Origin of the sequence: Mycobacterium sp. SVM_VP21 (assembly GCA_024758765.1) — a bacterium.
GTDB lineage: Bacteria > Actinomycetota > Actinomycetes > Mycobacteriales > Mycobacteriaceae > Mycobacterium > Mycobacterium heraklionense_C.
Genome location: CP101406.1, coordinates 2,139,532 through 2,159,800, shown reverse-complemented (window position 1 = coordinate 2,159,800; position 20,269 = coordinate 2,139,532). Strand labels below are relative to the sequence as shown.

General features: G+C 69.1%; 18 protein-coding genes and 1 tRNA gene. 7 read left to right on the top strand and 12 right to left on the bottom strand.

The genetic code is table 11. From position 1 onward, the window contains the following. The first annotated feature begins 272 nt into the window (after positions 1-272). From NM962_09950 to cysE, 4 genes are read left to right on the top strand one after another with little or no spacing between them, the layout of a single operon-like run. A complete protein-coding gene (locus tag NM962_09950) occupies positions 273-1,196 on the top strand; it encodes a hypothetical protein (GenBank protein ID UVO14286.1) in 924 nt (307 codons plus the stop codon). After that, the gene (locus NM962_09945; GenBank protein UVO14285.1) at positions 1,183-2,841 is read left to right on the top strand and encodes a SufS family cysteine desulfurase; all 1,659 of its coding nucleotides are present in this window, start codon (positions 1,183-1,185) and stop codon (positions 2,839-2,841) included. The genes NM962_09950 and NM962_09945 overlap by 14 nt, the downstream gene beginning before the upstream one ends. 34 nt (positions 2,842-2,875) lie before the next feature. After that, entirely contained in the window at positions 2,876-3,811 is a 936-nt protein-coding gene (gene cysK, locus NM962_09940; protein UVO14284.1) for a cysteine synthase A, read from the top strand. A gap of 8 nt (positions 3,812-3,819) precedes the next feature. Continuing rightward, the gene (gene cysE / locus NM962_09935; GenBank protein ID UVO14283.1) at positions 3,820-4,404 is read left to right on the top strand and encodes a serine O-acetyltransferase; all 585 of its coding nucleotides are present in this window, start codon (positions 3,820-3,822) and stop codon (positions 4,402-4,404) included. A 126-nt stretch (positions 4,405-4,530) separates the two neighbouring features. Here cysE and NM962_09930 read toward each other — a convergent pair. Together NM962_09930 and NM962_09925 are read right to left on the bottom strand one after the other, a co-directional pair. Further along, positions 4,531-4,606, bottom strand: a tRNA-Thr gene (locus NM962_09930). Between the two features lie 29 nt (positions 4,607-4,635). Then, positions 4,636-5,862 carry a DNA polymerase III subunit delta' gene (locus NM962_09925; GenBank protein ID UVO14282.1) on the bottom strand — a complete coding sequence of 409 codons (1,227 nt, stop codon included), beginning with the start codon at positions 5,860-5,862 and terminating at the stop codon, positions 4,636-4,638. 63 nt (positions 5,863-5,925) lie between these two features. On the opposite strand from NM962_09925, the gene NM962_09920 reads away from it, so the two are divergent. Next, a complete protein-coding gene (locus NM962_09920) occupies positions 5,926-7,593 on the top strand; it encodes an adenylate/guanylate cyclase domain-containing protein (protein UVO14647.1) in 1,668 nt (555 codons plus the stop codon). Between the two features lies 1 nt (position 7,594). On the opposite strand, the gene topA is transcribed toward NM962_09920, so the two are convergent. The 3 genes from topA to NM962_09905 form a co-directional block, all read right to left on the bottom strand. Next, positions 7,595-10,411: a type I DNA topoisomerase gene (gene topA / locus NM962_09915; protein UVO14281.1), complete on the bottom strand. Its 2,817-nt coding sequence runs from the start codon at positions 10,409-10,411 to the stop codon at positions 7,595-7,597. Between the two features lie 127 nt (positions 10,412-10,538). Continuing rightward, a complete protein-coding gene (locus NM962_09910; GenBank protein ID UVO14280.1) occupies positions 10,539-11,150 on the bottom strand; it encodes a hypothetical protein in 612 nt (203 codons plus the stop codon). Between the two features lie 126 nt (positions 11,151-11,276). After that, a complete protein-coding gene (locus tag NM962_09905) occupies positions 11,277-11,480 on the bottom strand; it encodes a cold-shock protein (protein UVO14279.1) in 204 nt (67 codons plus the stop codon). A 427-nt stretch (positions 11,481-11,907) separates the two neighbouring features. Between NM962_09905 and NM962_09900 the strand changes: the two genes are divergently transcribed. Further along, positions 11,908-14,271, top strand: a complete 2,364-nt coding sequence (locus tag NM962_09900; GenBank protein UVO14278.1) for a DUF1998 domain-containing protein — start codon at positions 11,908-11,910, stop codon at positions 14,269-14,271. Positions 14,272-14,567: 296 nt separating this feature from the next. Then, positions 14,568-15,605 (top strand): DUF5628 domain-containing protein, encoded by a 1,038-nt coding sequence (locus NM962_09895; GenBank protein UVO14277.1) that lies wholly within the window; start codon positions 14,568-14,570, stop codon positions 15,603-15,605. On the opposite strand, the gene NM962_09890 is transcribed toward NM962_09895, so the two are convergent. The 7 genes from NM962_09890 to NM962_09860 form a co-directional block, all read right to left on the bottom strand. Next, on the bottom strand, positions 15,602-15,913 hold the full coding sequence (locus tag NM962_09890; GenBank protein UVO14276.1) for a flp pilus-assembly TadE/G-like family protein: 312 nt from the start codon (positions 15,911-15,913) through the stop codon (positions 15,602-15,604). The two genes, NM962_09895 and NM962_09890, sit on opposite strands and share 4 nt — an antisense overlap. A 16-nt stretch (positions 15,914-15,929) precedes the next feature. Then, complete coding sequence (locus NM962_09885; protein UVO14275.1) at positions 15,930-16,277, bottom strand: pilus assembly protein TadE; 348 nt, start codon at positions 16,275-16,277, stop codon at positions 15,930-15,932. A 6-nt stretch (positions 16,278-16,283) separates the two neighbouring features. Then, a complete protein-coding gene (locus NM962_09880) occupies positions 16,284-16,490 on the bottom strand; it encodes a DUF4244 domain-containing protein (GenBank protein UVO14646.1) in 207 nt (68 codons plus the stop codon). A gap of 78 nt (positions 16,491-16,568) precedes the next feature. After that, a complete protein-coding gene (locus NM962_09875; protein UVO14274.1) occupies positions 16,569-17,159 on the bottom strand; it encodes a type II secretion system F family protein in 591 nt (196 codons plus the stop codon). Next, positions 17,156-17,968 carry a type II secretion system F family protein gene (locus tag NM962_09870; GenBank protein UVO14273.1) on the bottom strand — a complete coding sequence of 271 codons (813 nt, stop codon included), beginning with the start codon at positions 17,966-17,968 and terminating at the stop codon, positions 17,156-17,158. Before NM962_09870 ends, NM962_09875 begins: the two co-directional genes overlap by 4 nt. Then, positions 17,965-19,149, bottom strand: coding sequence for a TadA family conjugal transfer-associated ATPase (locus NM962_09865; protein ID UVO14272.1), 1,185 nt, complete (start codon positions 19,147-19,149; stop codon positions 17,965-17,967). The genes NM962_09870 and NM962_09865 overlap by 4 nt, the downstream gene beginning before the upstream one ends. Further along, a complete protein-coding gene (locus NM962_09860; GenBank protein ID UVO14271.1) occupies positions 19,146-20,228 on the bottom strand; it encodes a CpaE-like family protein in 1,083 nt (360 codons plus the stop codon). Before NM962_09860 ends, NM962_09865 begins: the two co-directional genes overlap by 4 nt. Positions 20,229-20,269 lie beyond the last annotated feature (41 nt).

The window sequence follows — 20,269 nt, the reverse complement described above, 5'->3', positions numbered from 1 at the left end:
GGTCTGAAGCGCGCACGGCAGCATCTCGCCGAGAAAAGGGGGCGGGCTGCGACGCTGAGGAATCAGGGCGTCAGAGAATCAACAACAACAACACGCGGCGAGGCGGCACAAAGCGTGCGGCTGTGGCAGCGTGACGTTCGACATGCACATACCCTACGACATGTACCGCAGCGGCGCGAACTGCGAGGGATTCAATTCGCCTTGAGCGCAACTGGTGGGCAAACCCGGACCATGGTCCATGATTGGCGCCGTCACTCATCAGGAGGAAAGCAATGACGTCCGCTCAGAACGAATCTCAGGCGCTCGGGGACCTCGCCGCACGGCAGCTCGCAAATGCGACCAAGTCTGTCCCGCAACTGGCCACGATCACGCCGCGCTGGCTGCTGCACCTGTTGAACTGGGTCCCGGTCGAAGCCGGCATCTACCGGGTCAATCGGGTGGTCAACCCCGGCCAGGTCGCCATTGCAGCCGAGCAGGGCGCCGGTTCGCAGGAGCCGCTGCCCCAGACGTTCGTGGACTACGAGACCAGCCCGCGGGAGTACACCCTGCGTTCGATCTCCACCCTGCTCGATGTGCACACCCGGGTTTCCGACCTGTATTCCAGCCCGCACGACCAGGTCGCACAGCAGCTGCGCCTGACGATCGAAACCATCAAGGAACGCCAGGAGTTCGAACTGGTCAACAACCCGGAGTACGGCCTGTTGGCGCAGGTCACGCCGGAGCAGACCATCTCTACCCTGACCGGCCCGCCCACCCCCGACGACTTGGACTCGTTGATCACCAAGGTGTGGAAGACCCCCGGATTCTTCCTGACCCACCCGCTGGGCGTGGCCGCCTTCGGCCGCGAAGCCACCCGCCGCGGTGTGCCGCCGGTGGTGGTGAACCTGTTCGGCGCGCAGTTCATCACCTGGCGCGGCATCCCGATCGTGCCCAGCGACAAGGTGCCGGTGGAGGACTCCAAGACCAAGATCCTGCTGGTGCGCACCGGCGAAGAGCGTCAAGGCGTCGTCGGGTTGTTCCAACCGGGCCTGGTCGGTGAGCAGGCGCCCGGCCTGTCGGTGCGGTTCACCGGCATCAACCGGTCCGCGATCGCGTCCTACCTGGTCACGCTGTACAACTCGCTGGCCGTGCTCACCGACGATGCGCTCGCCGTGCTCGACGACGTCTCGGTGGACCGTTTCCATGAGTACAAGTGATCCGGGGCCGGTAAACCCACCGGTCAGCGCCGCTGAGCTGGAGGTTCTGGCCAACCAGCTCTACGCCGCCGGCGGCCGGCCCGGTCTGGACTCGCCGCCGCAGACCACCGCGGTGGCACCGCGCGGCGGTATGCCCGACCCGGCCGGACTGCTGCCGCCGGGAGTGGCCGACTTCTCGGCGTTCGCGGTGCCCAGCGGCATCGTGCCGACCGTGCCCGGGGTGCTCGCCGGTTCGCCGGCCGGTGCGGTCCCGATCGCGCCACGTGGATCGGTCCCCGGCTGGCCCGGCGGCGTGCCTGCGGTTCCGCAGCTGGATTGGCACGCCACCCCCACGCCGGCCTCCGGTGGCGACGAGGCGAACTACGCCTTCTTGTCTCAGCGGGTGCCGACCGCCGAACCGGCTCCGACGGTGCCGGATTCGCATGAGGTGTTCGACGTCAACGCGGTGCGCGCTGACTTTCCGATCCTGCGCGAGACCGTCAACGGCAAGCCGTTGATCTGGTTCGACAATGCCGCCACCACGCAGAAGCCGCAGGCCGTGATCGACCGACTGTCGTACTTCTACACCCACGAGAACTCCAATATTCACCGCGCCGCACACGAACTCGCGGCCCGGGCCACCGACGCCTACGAGGACGCCCGCGACACCGTGCGGCGATTCCTGGGGGCACCGCGCAGCGAGGACATCGTCTTCGTGCGCGGCACCACCGAGGCGATCAACCTGGTTGCTTACGCCTGGGGCGGCAAGAATCTGGGCCCCGGCGATGAGATCGTCATCACCCATCTGGAGCACCACGCGAATATCGTTCCGTGGCAACTGATCTCGAAGAAAACCGGGGCGGTTCTGCGGGTGGCGCCGGTGGACGACGCGGGCAACCTGCTGCTGGGCGAATTCGAGGACCTGTTGGGCCCGCGGACCAAAATGGTTGCCGCCACGCATGTCTCCAACGCACTGGGCACCGTCACCCCGGTGCACGACATCGTCGAACTCGGGCACCGCTACGGCGCTCGGGTGCTGATCGACGGGGCACAGTCGATCCCGCACATCCCGATCGATGTGCAATCGCTGGGCGCGGACTTCTTCGCGTTCTCCGGGCACAAGATCTTCGGTCCCACCGGTATCGGAGTGCTCTACGGCACCGCCGAGGCACTGGCCGAGACGCCGCCGTGGCAGGGTGGAGGCAACATGATTGCCGACGTCACCCTGGAACGCTCGCTCTACCAGGAACCGCCCAATAAATTTGAGGCGGGCACTGGAAACATCGCCGACGCGGTCGGCCTGGGCGAGGCCCTGCGCTATGTGGAGCGGGTGGGCATCGAACGTATCGCCGCCTACGAGCACGCCCTGCTGGAGTACGCCACGCCACGCTTGGCCGATATCCCCGGGGTGCGGCTCGTCGGCACCGCCGACGAGAAGGCCAGTGTGTTGTCGTTCGTGCTGGCCGGCCACGAGCCGTTGGAAGTGGGCAAGGCACTCAACTCCGAGGGCATCGCGGTGCGCGCCGGTCACCACTGCGCGCAGCCGATCCTGCGCCGCTACGGCCTGGAGGCCACCGTGCGGCCGTCGTTCGCGTTCTACAACACTTTCGAAGAGATCGACATCTTCATCAAGGCCGTACGGCGCATTGCCGAAGGGAGCGCATAGCACCTATGGCGGCCTTGGTAGGAAAGGGCATTTGATGGGCAGGATCTACGACAACGTCACCGAGCTGATCGGCCATACGCCGCTGGTGCGGCTCAACCGGCTGACCCAGGGCTTGGACGCCCAGGTGGCGGCCAAACTCGAGTTCTACAACCCCGCCAACAGCGTCAAAGACCGCATCGGCGTCGCAATCATCGACGCCGCCGAGGAATCCGGCCAGCTGCGCCCCGGGGGCACCATCGTCGAGGCCACCAGCGGCAACACCGGCATCGCCCTGGCGATGGTCGGCGCCGCCCGGGGCTACAAGGTGATTTTGACCATGCCGGACACCATGTCCACCGAGCGCCGGGTGATGCTGCGCGCCTACGGTGCCGAGATCGTGCTGACGCCCGGCTCCGAGGGCATGGCCGGCGCGGTGGCCAAGGCCAAACAGATCGTTGCCAACACCCACAACGCCCTGTCCGCAGACCAATTCGCCAACCCGGCCAACCCGGCCATCCACGAACGGACGACCGGCGAAGAGATCTGGAAAGACACCGCCGGCGCCGTCGACATCTTCGTCGCCGGGATCGGTACCGGCGGCACGCTGACCGGTGTCTCGCATACCCTCAAGGCCCACAAGCCCGAGGTTCAGATCGTCGGCGTGGAGCCCAAGGACTCCGCGATCCTGCACGGCGCCGACCCGGGCCCGCACAAGATTCAGGGCCTGGGCGCCAACTTCGTCCCCGAGGTGCTCGACCGCGACTGTTACGACGAGATCATCGACGCGCAGTTCGACGACGCCATCCAGGTAGCTCGCGCGCTGGGCACCGAGGAGGGGATCCTCGGCGGAATCTCGGCCGGTGCCAACGTGTGGGCCGCCCTCGAACTGGCCAAGCGCCCCGAGAACGCCGGAAAGCTGATCGTGGTGGTGGTTCCCGACTTCGGCGAGCGCTACATCTCGACGCCGCTGTTCGAACACATTCGCCAGTGAGTGCGTTGATGAGCGTGTGGACGGTGCTGCGCGAGGACCTGCGCAACGCGCGCGAGCACGACCCGGCCGCGCGCGGGGACTTCGAGAACGCGCTGGTCTATTCGGGCCTGCACGCGATCTGGTCGCATCGGTTCGCACATCGACTGTGGGCCAAGCCGGCGCTGCGCGGGGTGGCCCGCGTGCTGGCTCAGGCCACCCGATTCGCCACCGGCATCGAGATTCACCCGGGCGCGACCATCGGGCGGCGATTCTTCATCGACCACGGCATGGGCGTGGTGATCGGTGAGACCACCGAGATCGGCGACGACGTGATGGTCTACCACGGCGTCACCCTCGGCGGACGTTCGCTGAGTCACGGCAAGCGCCATCCGACCGTCGGAAACGGGGTCACGGTGGGCGCCGGGGCGAAGGTACTCGGCCCGATCACCATCGGGGAGGGCAGCGCAATCGGCGCCAATGCCGTTGTCACCCAGGATGTTCCGGCAGATTGCATCGCCACCGGAATACCGGCCGCGGTGCGGCATCGCACCGAGAAGCAGCGGGAGCCACTGGTGGACCCGACCAGTTACATCGACCCGGCGATGTACATCTGAGGGGTTGCCGACTGGGACTCGTCCCAGCCCCCTTCGAAACCGACATTTTGCAGGGAAAGTGCGAGTAAGGATCTGCAAAACGTCGGTTTGGGTGAGATAGCGGCGAGCGCGCACAAAGGCGAGCGATGGAGCCACCTAGGAGAATCGAACTCCTGACCTATTCATTACGAGTGAATTGCTCTACCGACTGAGCTAAGGTGGCGCGCCCCGCCTAAACCGGGCCGGGTCAGTCTACAGGTCGTCTCGCAGCGCCTGTCCGACGGTGGCCACCATGGCGCCCACGGCGAAGCGGGGCTTGACGTTGGCCCCCAGTGCGTCGCGGCATTCGAGCACCGCCTCGATGCACCGCAACAGCCGATCCGGCGACGCGTGGGCCGCCATGGCCGCCACCGCATCGGTCATGTCCGGGTGGTTGGGCCGCGCGACCCCGGCCGACGCCGTGGCGGCCAGCAGGGCATCACGGAAGTAGGTGGCCAGGTCGATCAGAGCCCGATCCAACGCATCGCGCGAGGCCCGGGTCTGCCGAGACTTCTGCCGGCGCTCCAGGTCCTTGATCACCCCGGCGGTGCCGCGCAGCGTTCCGGCGGTGCCCTTGCCGGTGCCGCCGGCGCCCAGCGCGGTGCGCAGTTCCTCGGTCTCGACCTCGGCGCGCTCGACGGTCAGATCCCGCGCCTCGGACTCCGCCGCGGCCACCAACTCGTCGACCGCGGCGAACGCCCGCGACGGGGTCGCCGCGTCGCGCGCCAACGACAGCGCACGCTGACGGCGCTGGCGGGCCTCGGAATCGGTGGCCAGCCGCCGGGCCCGCCCCACGTGTCCACCGCTGACCGCGGCCGCCCAGTTCGCGGTCTCTCGGTCGAGCCCGTCGGCGTCGATCAGCACCTGGGCGATGGCCGCCGGCGGCGGCGTCACCAGCGCCACGTGGCGACACCGGGATCGCAGCGTGATCGCGATGTCCTCGGGGTCGACCGAGGGGGCGCACAAAAGGAACACCGTCGAGGGCGGCGGCTCCTCGACGACCTTCAGCAGGGCGTTGCCCGCGCCCTCGGTGAGCCGGTCGGCGTCCTCGACCACCACGATCTGCCAGCGACCGGTGCCGGGCCGCCGGGAGGCGGCCTGCACGATGGCCCGCATCTCGTCGACGCCGATGGACAGTCCCTCCGGCACCACCCGCCGCACGTCGGCGTGGGTGCCGGCCATGGTCGTGGTGCAAGCACGGCATTGACCGCAGCCGGGTCCGCCCTCGGACTCGTCGGCGGTGCACTGCAGCGCCGCGGCGAAGCACACCGCTGCTATCGACCGGCCCGATCCGGGTGGCCCGGTGATCAGCCAGGCGTGTGTCATACCGCCCGCGGTCGTTCCACTGTGTGCTGAATCACGCCGAGATGCGCGCGCGGCAGCCAACAGGTCAGCTTCGACCGACTGCTGGCCCACCAAACGCGCGAAAACCCCGGACATCATGGGTCACAGTAGTGGCTTGACCGGACATGCCCCGGACATGACAAGCCATCAGCCTCGGTCATTCCCGCTCACGCCCGATACGGTGTGCTGGTGAGCACCACGACCCTGGTCGGGCGGATCAACCGATTCGTCCGCTGGGTCGTGCGCACGCCCTGGCCGGTTTTCACGCTGAGCATGCTGCAGGCCGACATCATCGGGTCGCTGTTCGTGTTCGGATTCCTGCGGTTCGGCCTGCCCGAGGAAGACCGCATCAATCTGCAGGACCTGCCGCGCCTGAACCTGGCACTGTTCGCCGTCGTGCTGCTGTGCCTGTTCGGCCTCGGTTTTTCGATCAGCACCGCATTGCTGATGCCGGTGTTCCGCTGGCAACGCCGAGAGGCGCTGCTGGCCGATTTCGACCCCGACGCCACCCCGGACTCCGATCCCGCAGATACCCAGCTGGCCCGGTCCCGAGCGCTGCGGATGCCGTTCTACCGCTCCTTGATCAGCATCTGCTACTGGACGGTCGGCGGCGTGGTGTTCGTCATCATCAGCTGGCAGGTGACACACGACGTGGTGCCGGTCGTGGTCACCGCCACCGCCCTGGGTGCCGCCGCCACCGCGATCATCGGTTACCTGCAGTCCGAGCGGGTGCTGCGACCGGTCGCCGTCGCGGCCCTGCGTGACGGCACCCCGGAGAAGCTGCGAGCACCAGGCGTGATCCTGCGCCAGCTGCTGACCTGGCTGCTGTCGACCGGGGTACCGGTGCTGGCGATCGTGCTATCAGTGTTGGCCGGCAAGGCGTCGTTGCTCAACGCCTCACCGGACAAGCTGTTCACCCCGATCCTGCTGATGGCGCTGGCCGCACTGGTGATCGGGCTGGCCGGCACCGTGCTGGTGTCGATGTCGATCGCCGACCCGCTGCGCCAGTTGCGCTGGGCACTGGGCGAGGTGCAGCGCGGCAACTACAACGCGCACATGCAGATCTACGACGCCAGTGAGCTCGGCCTACTGCAGGCCGGGTTCAACGACATGGTGCGTGACCTGGCCGAACGGCAGCGGTTGCGCGACCTCTTCGGCCGCTACGTCGGCGAGGACGTGGCCCGGCGCGCACTGGAGCGCGGCACCGAGCTGGGCGGCCAGGAGCGCGATGTGGCGGTGCTGTTCATCGACTTGGTGGGTTCCACCCAGCTGGCCGCGACGCGACCACCCAGCGAGGTCGTCAACGTGCTCAACGAGTTCTTCCGGGTCGTGGTCGAGGCCGTCGGACGCCACGGCGGTTTCGTCAACAAGTTCCAGGGTGACGCGGCGCTGGCCATCTTCGGTGCGCCCATCGAGCACCCGGACGCCTCCAGTGCGGCCTTGGCGGCGGCCCGCGAACTGCACGACGGTCTGCTGCCGGTGCTCGGTTCCGAAGAGTTCGGCATCGGGGTGTCGGCCGGGCGAGCCATCGCCGGCCACATCGGCGCCCGAGCCCGTTTCGAGTACACCGTGATCGGCGACCCGGTCAACGAGGCCGCCCGGCTTACCGAGCTGGCCAAGTTGGAGGACGGCCACGTGCTGGCTTCGGCGGTAGCGGTCAGCGGCGCGGTCGACGCCGAGGCGCTGTGCTGGGAGGTCGGCGAGATCGTCGAACTGCGCGGACGCACCGCACCCACTCAGCTGGCGCGGCCGCTGCATCTCGCAGCGCTGGAAGCGATCCCGGCCGAAATCGCCGAAGACGCCGAGCCCGCGGCCGCAGCCGACTGACTCAGCTCTTCGCAGCCTTCTTCGCGGCGGCCTTCTTCGCGGGCGCCTTTTTCGCGGGCGCCTTGCGGGCAGTCTTCTTGGCGGCCTTCTTGGCCGGCCCCCGGGCCCGCCGGTCGGCGAGCAGCTCGGCGGCACGCTCATCGGTGATCGTGGCCACCTCATCGCCCTTGCGCAGGCTGGCGTTGGTCTCGCCGTCGGTCACGTACGGACCGAATCGGCCGTCCTTGATCACCATCGGCTTGCCGCTGGTCGGGTCGGCACCCAGCTCCCGCAGCGCCGCGGTCGCAGCTGCTTGGCGGCCACGGCGTTTCGGCTCGGCGTAGATCTTCAGCGCCTCTTCCAGCGAGATCTCGAAGATCTGCTCCTCGGTGGCCAGCGACCGAGAATCGGTGCCGCGCTTCAGGTATGGCCCGTAACGACCGTTCTGCGCGGTGATCTCGTCGCCGGACTCCGGGTCGACGCCGACCACCCGCGGCAAGGACAGTAGCTTCAGCGCGTCGTCGAGCGTCACGGTTTCCAGGCTCATGCTGCGCAGCAGCGAACCGGTGCGCGGCTTCGGGCCGGTCGGCTTCTTGCCCTTCTTGGCAGTCGCTCCGGACTCGTCGTCCGGCGGCGGAGGGAGAACTTCGGTGACGTACGGGCCGTAGCGGCCGTCCTTGGCGACGACCTCGTGTCCGGTGGCCGGGTCAACGCCGAGCGACCGACCCGCCTGCGGGGTGGCGAAGCGTTCCTCGGCCAGCGCCAGGGTCAGCTCGTCCGGCGGCAGTGAGTCATCCAGGTTGGCCCGCTGCGGGGTCGGCTCGCCGTCGTCCCCGGTGACCATGCGCTCCAGATACGGGCCGTTCTTGCCCACCCGCACATAGACCGGCCTGCCCTCGGCGTCGTCGAACAACCGGATCGAGTTGATCTCGCGGGCGTCGATGCCCTCCAAGTTGACCCCGACCAGCTTCTTCAGGCCGCCCGCGCGGGCGATCGAGTCCTCGACCCCGTAGTCGCCGCCGAAGTAGAAGTTGTGCAGCCAGTCGACGCGACGCTGGCGCCCGGCGGCGATCCCGTCGAGCTCGTCCTCCATGGCGGCAGTGAAGTCGTAGTCGACCAGCCGACCGAAGTGCTGTTCGAGCAGGCCGATCACGGCGAACGCCACCCAGGTGGGGACCAGCGCGCTGCCTTTTTTGTAGACGTAGCCGCGGTCCTGGATGGTCTTGATGATCGAGGAGTACGTCGAGGGCCGCCCGATGCCCAGCTCCTCGAGCGCCTTGACCAGCGACGCCTCGGTGTAGCGGGCGGGCGGGTTGGTGGCGTGCCCGTCGGGGGTCAGCTCGGTGGCGTCCACCCGCTGGCCCTGGGTCAGCTGCGGCAGCCGCCGCTCGGCGTCGTCGGCTTCACCGCCGGCCAACTCGTCGACGGTCTCCACGTAGGCCTTGAGGAACCCGGCGAAGGTGATGGTGCGCCCGCTCGCGGCGAACGTCACCTGCCGACCCTCGGACTCGCCACCGATCCGCAGGCTCAGCGTGGTGCCGCGGGCATCGGTCATCTGCGAGGCCACCGTGCGCTGCCAGATCAGCTCGTAGAGCCGGAACTCGTCGCTGCCCAGCTCATTGCGCACCGCGTCGGGGGTGGCGAACGTCTCGCCTGCCGGCCGGATGGCCTCGTGGGCTTCCTGGGCGTTCTTGACCTTGCGGGTGTACTGCCGCGGCGACGGCGAGACGTATTCCTCGCCGTAGAGCTGGCGGGCCTGGGTGCGGGCGGCGTCAATGGCCGACTGCGACAGCGTCGTCGAGTCGGTACGCATATAGGTGATGTAGCCGTTCTCGTAGAGCCGCTGGGCGATGCTCATCGTCCGCTCGGCGGAGAACCGCAGCTTGCGGCCGGCTTCCTGCTGCAACGTCGAGGTCATGAACGGCGCGTAGGGCCGGCGGGTGTAGGGCTTGTCCTCCACCGAGGTCACCGATAGCGACGCACCGCGCAGCCCGGCCGCCAGGGCGGTGGCCGCGGCTTCGTCGAGCACCGTGACTTCGGCGGGCTTCTTCACCTGCCCCAGCGAGTCGAAGTCGCGACCGCTGGCCACCCGCAGCTCGTCGACGGAGACCAGCCGGGCGGTGAAGTTGGGCGGAGAAGCCGTCGGGTCGGACACGCTGGCGTCCAGCTGGGCAACCACATCCCAATAGGAGGCGCTGCGGAACGCCATCCGCTCGCGTTCGCGCTGCACGATGATGCGGGTCGCCACCGACTGGACGCGACCCGCCGACAGCTTCGGCGCGACCTTCTTCCACAGCACGGGGCTGACCTCGTAGCCGTACAGCCGGTCCAGAACGCGCCGGGTCTCCTGCGCGTCCACCAGGTCGATGTCCAGGTCACGGGGGTTCTCAGCGGCGTTGCGGATCGCCGGCTCGGTGATCTCGTGGAACACCATCCGCTTGACCGGGATGCGCGGCTTTAGAGTCTCCAGCAAATGCCAGGCGATCGCCTCGCCCTCCCGGTCACCATCGGTGGCCAGATAGAGCTCGTCGACGTCTTTGAGCAGGCCCTTGAGCTCGGCAACGGTGCTCTTCTTGTCGGGGCTGACGATGTAGAGCGGTTCGAAGTCGGCGTCGACGTTGACGCCCAGACGCGCCCACGCTTCGGTCTTGTACTTCGCCGGCACGTCGGCGGCGTTACGCGGCAGATCCCGGATATGCCCACGGGAGGACTCGACGACGTAATTGCGGCCCAGGTAACCCGCAATTTTCCGTGCCTTGGTGGGCGACTCGACAATGACGAGCCGCCGCACGGGTGTTTTATCGCCATTGCGGGCGCTCACCGTCTTAGAGTCAGCCACCTTGCGCTTACCACTCCACTTCTGTCCGCACCGCCGCGTCACGCAGCCAGTGGACAACTGACAATCTCGCACTCACGGCCGTGCCGATGCAAACCGGCGTTCAGCAGTGCATTCTCGCTGGATCCTCTCAGAGGCCGCCAGGCTGCCCCGGGATCGTGGCTCCGACACGCGGCCATTGACTCAACGCCGCGGGGTCCGCGGGTGATTCCCCGACGTTTTCGACCAGCCGCGATAACCGGCGGCGGCCGGTGATCCGCAGCGCCGGATGGCCCCCACGAGTCCCGATCAACGTGGGCGCGATGCCCACCCGCATCATGGCCGAGGCCAGCGGCTCGTAGGTGTCCGGTGCGTGCGGGTCGAGTCCGAGCAGGTATCGGTCGTCCTCGGCGGTCCCGGCCGCCAGCGTCCATGCCCGCAGTTCACGCGGACCCGGCAGCCATTGCGGCGGCACTGTCTTGACCGCCCCCCGGGTCCATGCCTGGGCCAGCACGCGCAGGCGCGCGTCGACCACAGTCCGCACCAGTGGGGTGTCCTCCTCGGTGCGGGTGACCTCGGACAGCAGACCGGCCTCGCCGATCAGCTCCGCCAGCGCCACAGCTCGCCACGGGGCGTCGACCACGACCGACAGCCGCGCTCCATCGCCCACCACGACGATCTGTCCCGGGCCAGCCAGCACCCCGGTGAGGTCGGCAACGCTGGGCGGCACCGACTCTGCCGAGAAGAAGGAAAGCTGGCTCACGTCACCGACAGTAAGCCGGTCCACCATCCGGCGGCATCCGGGGCGGTCTTACCCGCCCGAAACGAAACCCCCCGGCTTAGCTCCGTTGGCGGGAGCTGCCCGGGGGGTGACGTCAAATTCCGTTGCTTAGACGGCGCGGACGCCCGTGGCCTGGGGGCCCTTGGGGCTCTGCCCGACCTCGAACTCCACCCGCTGGTTCTCCTCGAGGGTGCGAAAGCCGGACCCTTGGATTTCCGTGTAGTGGACAAACACGTCCGCCGACCCGTCTTCAGGCGCAATGAAGCCGAAGCCCTTTTCTGCGTTGAACCACTTCACAGTTCCCTGTGGCATTTGTCGATCTTTCCTTACTCTTCTTGCCCGGTGCAGTGCACACCGTTGTTCGGGGCACCGATTTTCGCTGCCCCGGGCCTGTTCCGACCGCCGTACCCTGGCGGACGGTCGGTGCTGCCACCGACACTCCCCCGCGGGCACTGCGGCCGCAACCACAGATCCTGCGAAGGCTTAACACGAACACAGAAGCTACGACCGCCCATCAGTCAACCATGTTCGTCGCGCCGAGGACAGACTGCGGTGCCGAAATCTCGGCCGAAGGGTGAACAATACGTCGGCGGGCATTCGAGGCCGGCGGTTCAGCGAGACTCGACGTAGGAGAGGCGAAGCTGGGACCGCCGCATAAACCCGGCGGTTCAGCGAGACTCGACGTAGGAGAGGCGAAGCTGGGACCGCCGCATAAACCAGGCAATTGAGGACGGGACCAATGACGGCGAATTTCGGCGGTGAATTACTGGCCGCCGCGCTCGCCGGGGTCGAAACGGGTGAAGATCCGCTGCGTCACGTGGCCGATCTGCCAGCGTCGGCGGGCCGCACCGGAGCCTGGCCGGACTGGGCCGAGCCCGACGTGATCAGCGCGTTCACCGGGCGCGGGATCGAGGCGCCGTGGTCGCATCAGTTGGCCGCCGCCGAATTGGCGCACACCGGCCGTCACGTGGTGATCAGCACCGGCACGGCGTCGGGCAAGTCGCTGGCCTATCAACTTCCCGCACTGCAGGCGCTGGCGACCGATCCGCGCGCCCGGGTGCTCTATCTGTCGCCGACGAAGGCGCTGGGTCACGATCAGCTGCGCGCGGCGCACAGTCTGACGGCGGCGGTGCCGCGTCTGGTTGGCGCCGTCGGAGCCGTGGCGCCCACCGCCTACGACGGCGACAGTGCCGCCGAGATCCGCCGCTTCGCCCGGGAACGGTCCCGCTGGGTGTTCTCCAACCCGGACATGATCCATCTGTCGCTGCTGCGCAACCACGCCCGCTGGGCGGCCTACCTGCGCGGGCTGCGCTTCGTGATCGTCGACGAGTGCCACTACTACCGGGGAATCTTCGGCTCGCACGTGGCGATGGTGCTGCGACGGCTGCTGCGGTTGTGTGAGCGCTATGCCGCGCCGGGGGCGGCTGCCGGGCCGACGGTGATCTTCGCCAGCGCCACCACCGCGTCACCGGGGGCCAGCGCATCGGCGCTGATCGGCCAGCCCGTCGCCGAGGTCACCGAGGACGGCTCGCCGCACGGGGCCCGGACGGTGGCTTTGTGGGAGCCGGCGCTGCGCACCGACGTGACCGGCGAGAACGGCGCGCCGGTGCGCCGCGCCGCCGGCACCGAGGCGGCCCGGGTGATGGCCGACCTGATCGCCGAGGGGGCACGCACCCTGACCTTCGTGCGCTCGCGTCGGGGCGCGGAGCTCACCGCGCTGGCGGCCCGCACCCGGCTGGAAGCGGTCGCCCCGACGCTGGTCGACAAGGTCGCCTCCTACCGGGCCGGCTACCTAGCCGAGGATCGCCGTGCCTTGGAGCGCGCGCTGGCCGACGGCGGGCTCTACGGCCTGGCGACTACCAATGCCCTGGAACTGGGGGTGGATATCGCCGGGTTGGATGCGGTGGTGATGGCCGGCTTCCCCGGCACGGTGACCTCGTTCTGGCAGCAGGCCGGCCGGTCGGGGCGGCGCGGCCAGACGGCGCTGATCGTGCTGGTCGCTCGCGACGACCCGTTGGACACCTATCTGGTGCATCACCCCGCGGCGCTGCTGGACAAGCCGATCGAGCAAGTGGTGATCGATCCGGTCAACCCCTATGTACTGGGGCCGCAGCTGCTGTGCGCGGCCGCCGAACTGCCATTGACCGCCGCTGAGGTGGCACAGTTGGGCGCCGAGCAGGTGGCCGACAGCCTGGTCGACGACGGATTGTTGCGACGGCGCTTTGACCGCTACTTCCCGGCACCCGGGCTCGACCCGCACGCGACGGTGGAGATCCGCGGCTCGGCCGGTGGGCAGGTGGTGATCGTGGAAGCCGACACCGGCCGCCTGCTGGGCAGCGTCGATGCCGGGCGAGCGTCGGCCACGGTGCACACGGGCGCGGTGTATTTGCATCAGGGCGAGAGTTATGTGGTCGATTCGCTGGATATCGAGCGTCAGATCGCGTTCGTGCATGCCGAGGATCCCGGCTACGCCACGTTCGCACGCGAGATCACCGATATCGACGTCACGGGGGAAGGCGAACGCGCCTGGTTCGGCCCGGTCAGTCTCGGTCTGGTGCCGGTGACGGTGACCCGCCAGATCGTCGGCTATCTGCGACGGCTGCCGACCGGAGAGGTGCTGGATTTCATCGACCTGGACGTGCCACCGGCGACGTTGCCGACCATGGCGGTGGTCTACACCATCGCCGCCGACGCCCTGGCCGCCTGCGGAGTCGCCGAACCTGCGATCCCCGGGGCCTTACATGCCGCCGAGCATGCGGCGATCGGGCTGTTGCCACTGGTGGCCAGCTGCGATCGTGGCGACATCGGCGGCCTGTCCACCGCGACGGGTCCGGAAGCGCTGGGCAGCCTGCCCAGCGTCTTCGTCTACGACGGTCACCCCGGCGGCGCCGGCTTCGCCGAGCGGGGATTTCGCGCGGCGGCCACCTGGCTTACCGCCACCGCGGAGGCGATCGAATCCTGCGAGTGCCCGCACGGCTGTCCGTCGTGCGTACAGTCGCCTAAGTGCGGTAACGGCAATGACCCGTTGGATAAGGAAGGCGCGGTGCAAGTGCTGCGCTTGGTGCTCGGCAACCTCGACGGCTCGCACCCGGGCTCTGAATGACTGCGGGAGTCGGCCGACCCCCCGAACGGCCGACTCCCCCGAGCCCTTACCCCGTCAACTGCGTCGCAGTGACGGGCGCCACCACGCAAAAGGACACGCGGGACAGTAAGACGAACGGTCGAGAGATGCGAGCCGTTCCCAAACCGGTACATGACCGGATGCGGCCGTAAGTTACCGGCTGCACCGGATCCTCCGCAACTTGGCAGCGCGCGCGACTGTGCGAAATGGGCGTCAAATCCGGGAAATTATTCACTGTTGACGCTGGTAGAAGGGCGGTAGCCGTAATATCCCGACTTATGGCGCATGACTGGTTGCTGGTGGAGACCCTCGGGGGTGAACCGGTAGTCGTTGCGCAGGGCCGGCAGCTGAAGAACCTCGTGTCACTCACCCAGTTCCTGCGACGCAGCCCACACCTCGCGGCGATCCAGACCGCGATCGCCGAATCGGTGCGGACCGGTCAGAGCCTGGCCAGCATCACGCCCCGCCGCGATCGGGTGATCCGCACCGAACCGGTGGTGATGTCCGATGGCCGGGTGCACGGGGTGCACGTCTGGACCGGGCCAGCCGACATGGAACCGCCCGAGCGCCCCATCCCCGGCCCGCTGAAGTGGGACCTGACACTGGGGGTGGCCACCGACACCAGGGAGTCGCTGACCAACAGCGGCAAGGACCCGGAGGTGGAGGCCACTCACGGCCGCGCGTTCGTCGAAGAGTTGCCCGCCCGCGAGTTCAGCCCTAACGAGAACAAGGTGCTGGCCCTGGCGATCCGGGCCGAACCCGGACAGACCATCTGCAGCAGTTGGGATGTCACCGATTTCAACGGTGAGACCATTCGGGTGGGCTTCGTGGTCCGCACGGCCCGCGAGGCCGTTCCCGGCGGGCGTGAGCATCTGGTGACGCGCGGGATGAACTGGCGCGGCCAGTTCGACGGCGCAGTGCAGCGCCCTGACTTCCTGGCGCAGCAGATCCTGCATGCGCTGGCCCAGCCGGGCGTACACCGGGCCATGGTGGATCTGGCCAACCGGCGGTTGCTGAAGTGGCTGGATGAGCCGTGCCCGTTCTACGACTGGCGCAGCCCGGCGGGTGTATCACGGGTCCATCCCGACGACCAGGTGCGGATCGCCCGGATAGAAACCGACCTTGCCAGCTCCCAGGCGCCGGCGAGCGGGGTGCTGCGGCTGCGGCAGAGCGACGGCGGTTGGGCGCCGGTCCACGTGACGGTCAACCGGGTGGAACTCGACGAGGGCACTGTGGCTGGGTTGATTGCGCTGCGCTTGCCTACCGAGGCCGAACTCGCCGACGCTGGGTTGACCGCAACCGTCGAAGCTCCCTAGCCGACAGGCCCCGCGCGGGCCGTCGCGCGGGCGGGGCCAGGTCGCCAGCCGGGCACCGGCATCGCGACGGTGATCACCACATCGAGTCCGTCGACCGCGCAGCTGATTTCGCCTGCGTGCATCCGCGAGCCCAGCACCTTGGCTTGCGCGCAGGCGCTGGCGGGCCCAGCCGGAACCCGGCCCGCACCGGCCAGAGCCGCCAGGTCGGCGATGGCCTGGGCACGGTGGCGCGCGATGACCGCGGCACCGAGCACGAAGCCGCCACCGGTAACACTCAGCAGCGCCGCGACCATTGTGGCAGCGGCCACGGTGGCTCCGCCGAATTCACCGCGACGGCTCAACTGCCGCGACTGCCTCGGCAGTGATCGCCAAGCCGGGCAACAGAATCGGCCGAGCGGTGACGCGGGCAACCACCACACCACCTTCGGAGCGAAGCCTGACCGTCGCACCGTCGGGCGCGGTCTGTCGCACCACCGCGGTGGCCGCGGCGGCGTCCCCGCGTGCCGCCAGCCGGGCGGCTTCCCTCGCGGCATCGACGCAGCGGATTTGGGCGGCCACCGCGGTGATCCCGGCCAGGCAGAGCACCAGCACCGAGACCAGGGCGGCCAACGCGAACGCCGCCTCGACCGTGCTGGCGCCGGAATCGTCGACAAATCGTGCACGGCCGCGCACGACCCGTCAGACCTTGGTGTTCAGCGCGCGCCCGATGACGCGGTTCAGTGCCGCCACGATCGAATCACCGGTGACCACCGTGTAGAGGATCGCCCCGAACGCCGCGGCAGCGATCGTCCCGATTGCGTATTCCACCGTGGACATCCCGGAGTCATCGGATGCCAGCAGCACTATCTTCAGTTTCAGGACACGAAATATGTTGCGCACCTGCAACACCTGAGCTTTCACGGCTCCTCCTTCATCGGTACCTTCTTCTGGTTTCTCTCGGTCGGTCCGCGTAGCATCGCCCGTTCACAGCAGGCCCGACCGCAGTACGTCACCGGCCAGACCGGCCACGACCGGCACGATGCCCAGGCATACGAATGCGGGCAGAAAGCACAGTCCGAGCGGTCCGGCGATCAATACCCCGGCCCGCTCCGCAGCGGCCGTCGCCGAATGCACCGCCTCGTCGCGACACTGCGCGGCAAGTTCACCGAGCCCGCTGGCCAGCGCGGTACCAGATGACCCCGACCTTCGGGCCAGGCGCAGCACCGCGCTGGTTGTCGGGTCGAGCGCCCCGGCAGCCGGACCGTTCGGCGCCGACCAGGCGATGCCCGGTTCGGCACCCAGCGCCAGCAGATCCGCACCGCGGAACAATGCCGCCGCCAGCACCGGTGGCGCATGCCGGGCGGTGGCCGTCGCTGCGCCGGACACGGACATCCCCGCGGTGAGGCAGAGCGCGAACACCTCGAGGTCGGCCGCCAGCGCCAGCGCATCGGAGCCCGGGACTACCCGAAGCCGCGGCGGACGTCCTGGCCTAGGTAGCCCCGCCCGCTCCCGCACCGTCGCCGGTCCGGCGGCGGTGAGTACCGCCACGGCCAGCAACATCGCGGCGGCGGTCATGGGACACCGCCGACCTGGGCAGTGATCCGGTCTGACCACAGCAGCCCGGCGCAGACCAGTCCTATCCCGATCAGCGACAGCAGCCCGCCCGTTCCGCCGAGCAGAAAGACCACGGGCCGGGCTCCGATCAATTGCCCCAGCAGCACACCCAATACCGGCAAGCAGGCCAGGAGCGTCGCCGAGGCCCGAGCGCCAGCCATGCCGGCTTCGGTACGCGCCGAGAACCTTTGCCGGGCAGCGATATCGCGTTGCGCGGCTTGCATCAGCGTGGCGACCGCCAAGCCGTGTTGTCCCCCAAGTTCCCAGTAGGCGGCGAGCCGCGCCCACTGCGAGGGCAGCGCCGAACACACCGCGGCCTCACGCAGGCCGGTCGCGACATCTGCCCCGAGCCGCGCCCGAGCGGCGACGCCACCCAGCCCGGCGGCCACCGCGGGGTGGTCGGATTCGACGGCCGCCAGAGCAAACGCCCGCACCGGATGCGCTCCGACGCGCAGCTCACCGGCCAGTGCATCCAGTGCGGTTTCCAGGGCGCGTGATTCCGCGACGGCTCGACGACGGCGCAGACCACGGCGACGTCGCACGATGGCGGTGGTTCCCAATACGACTCCGGCCAGCCACGTACTGCGCGGCAGGACCAGCGCGGCCAGCACAGCGGCTCCGGCCATCGCGCCGACAAGGCTCCAGCGACCGGCCCGTCCGGCCACCGCACCGCGGAGCGGTTGTCCCGTCGGTGCGATGCGGCGGCGTGGCGAAGCACCGAGCAGCATCGCCGCTGCCAACGCCAGTGTTGCGGTCGCGGCGCCGCTCACGCCGGAATCCGATCGCGCAGCAGGGCGCGGAATTCAGCGGCGTGGTCGGTCAGGCCGCGTCCGAGCTGCCACACCGGCGCGGCCTGTACCTGCCCCGCGGCGGTGCGGCGCAGCATCGAGATGTCGGTGAGTCGCCGCCTGCCGTCGCGCCCCCGGGCGACGTGCATCAGCACCTGGACGGCCGCCGCCAGCTGGCTGTGTAGGCCGGCACGGTCCAGACCACCCAGTGCGGCAAGCGCTTCCAGGCGGGCCGGGACTTCGGCCGAATTGTTGGCGTGCACGGTTCCGGCACCGCCGTCGTGACCGGTGTTCAATGCGGCCAGCAGGTCGACCACTTCGGCGCCGCGGACCTCGCCGACCACCAACCGATCCGGTCGCATCCGCAGCGCTTGCCGGACCAGCTCGCGCAGGCTCACCTCGCCGGCGCCTTCGACGTTGGCCGCGCGGGCCACCAGTCGGACCAGGTGCGGGTGGCGCGGTTGCAGCTCGGGCGCATCCTCCACGCACACCACCCGCTCACCTTCGCTGACTGCGCCGAGCAGAGCGGCCAGCAGGGTTGTCTTACCAGCGCCCGTACCGCCAGAGACCAGAAACGCCAGCCGGGCGGTGATGATGTCGGACAACAGGGCGGCGGCCTGCGGCGCAATGGCTTCGGCGGCGGTCAGTGCGGCGAGGTCTTGGGTGGCCGGACGCAGCACCCGCAGTGACAGGCACGTCCCGTCGGCCGCAACCGGCGGCAGGATCGCGTGCAGGCGCACGGTGAACTCGCCGGTGCCGATACCGTGCAGCTGCCCGTCGACCCAGGGCTGGGCGTCGTCGAGCCGGCGTCCCGCAGCTACCGCCAGTCGCTGGGCCAGCCGTCGCACCGCGGCTTCATCGGCGAACCGAATCTCACTGCGCCGCAGGCCTGCCCCATCGTCGACCCACACCGCATCGGGTGCGGTGACCAGAACGTCGGTGGTGCCCGAGGAACACAGCAGTGGTTCCAGCACGCCGGCGCCGGTCAGTTCGGTCTGCAGAACCCGTAGGCTGGATAGCATTTCGGTATCGCCGAGCACACCACCGGATTCAGCGCGGATCGCTGCGGCCACCGCCTGGGGGCGCAACTCCGAGGCCCCTCGGGCCTCCCAAGATTCCGCCGCCAGACGTTCCCGGACCCGGTCAATCAGCGAATCCCTCATGAGACCAAGGCTTTCCGCTGCGGCAACAGTTCAAGGACCCGACCGGCTGCCGCCGCCAGCGCAGAGCGGCGATGCAACCGCAGACCCGAGTGTTCAAGGCGTTCGGCCAGTCGGGGTTCGGCCCGCAATGCAGTCAGCAACGGCAACCCGACTATCTCGCCCACCTCCGCGGCCCGGAGACCGCCGGGAGCCGGCCCGCGCACGACCAGGCCGACGTGGGGGTTCACCGTGCGCAGCCGTGGTGCGAGCGCCGCGCCGGCCGCGCACGACCGTATGTCGCAGGAGCTGACCAGCACGACGAGATCGGCGGCGCTCAGCGCGGTTTCGACCGGATCGACCAACGCCCGGGGAAGGTCGCAGACCACGGTGACCCCGCCACGACGGCCCGCATCTACGACAGCGTCGACGGTGCCGGCGTCGACTTCCGTGGCCTCGTAGGCCGCGTCGCCCCGACGGGCGCCGGACAGGACACTTACCCCACGCTGCCGGGGCAGCGCTTCGCGCAGCGCCGTCCAGGTCAGCCGCCCGCTGTGCTGCGCCAGGTCGCACCAGCGCAGGCCGGCGGCGTTCTCAGTGCCCACCAGCAGATCGATGCCCCCACCCCAAGCGTCGAGGTCGACCAGCAGCGCATCCCCTGCATGCTGGGCCAGCGCCGTTGCCAGCAACGAGGCGCCCGCTCCCCCGCGCGCGCCGATCACCGCGATCACGTCGCCGCGGCGCACCCCATCACGCACCGATTCGCCGGCCTCAGCCAGCTCGGCCACCAGCTCGTTGCCTTCGGCGGGCAGGGCCAGCACCCGTTGCGCCCCGACGGCGACACCGGCTTGCCAGGTGAGGGTGGTGGGTTGGCCGCCGCTGAGCACCACGACGTGGGGGCGGCGCGGCAACCGGGCCGGTCCACACCGCGCGGCAGCCTCCTCGTCGAGCACCACGGCCGCGGCAGCCGACCAAGCCCTGCGGTTCGGCATCTCGGCGCCGAGGTGAATGATGCGCACACCCGCCGCCGCGGCCACCCGGTCCAGTTCGTCACGCAGCGCCGGTTGGGTAACGAGGGCCAACAGGCCGGTGGCTGCGCTCACCGCCTTACCGTGGCGCGACAGCCTTCGTCACGACAACCGAT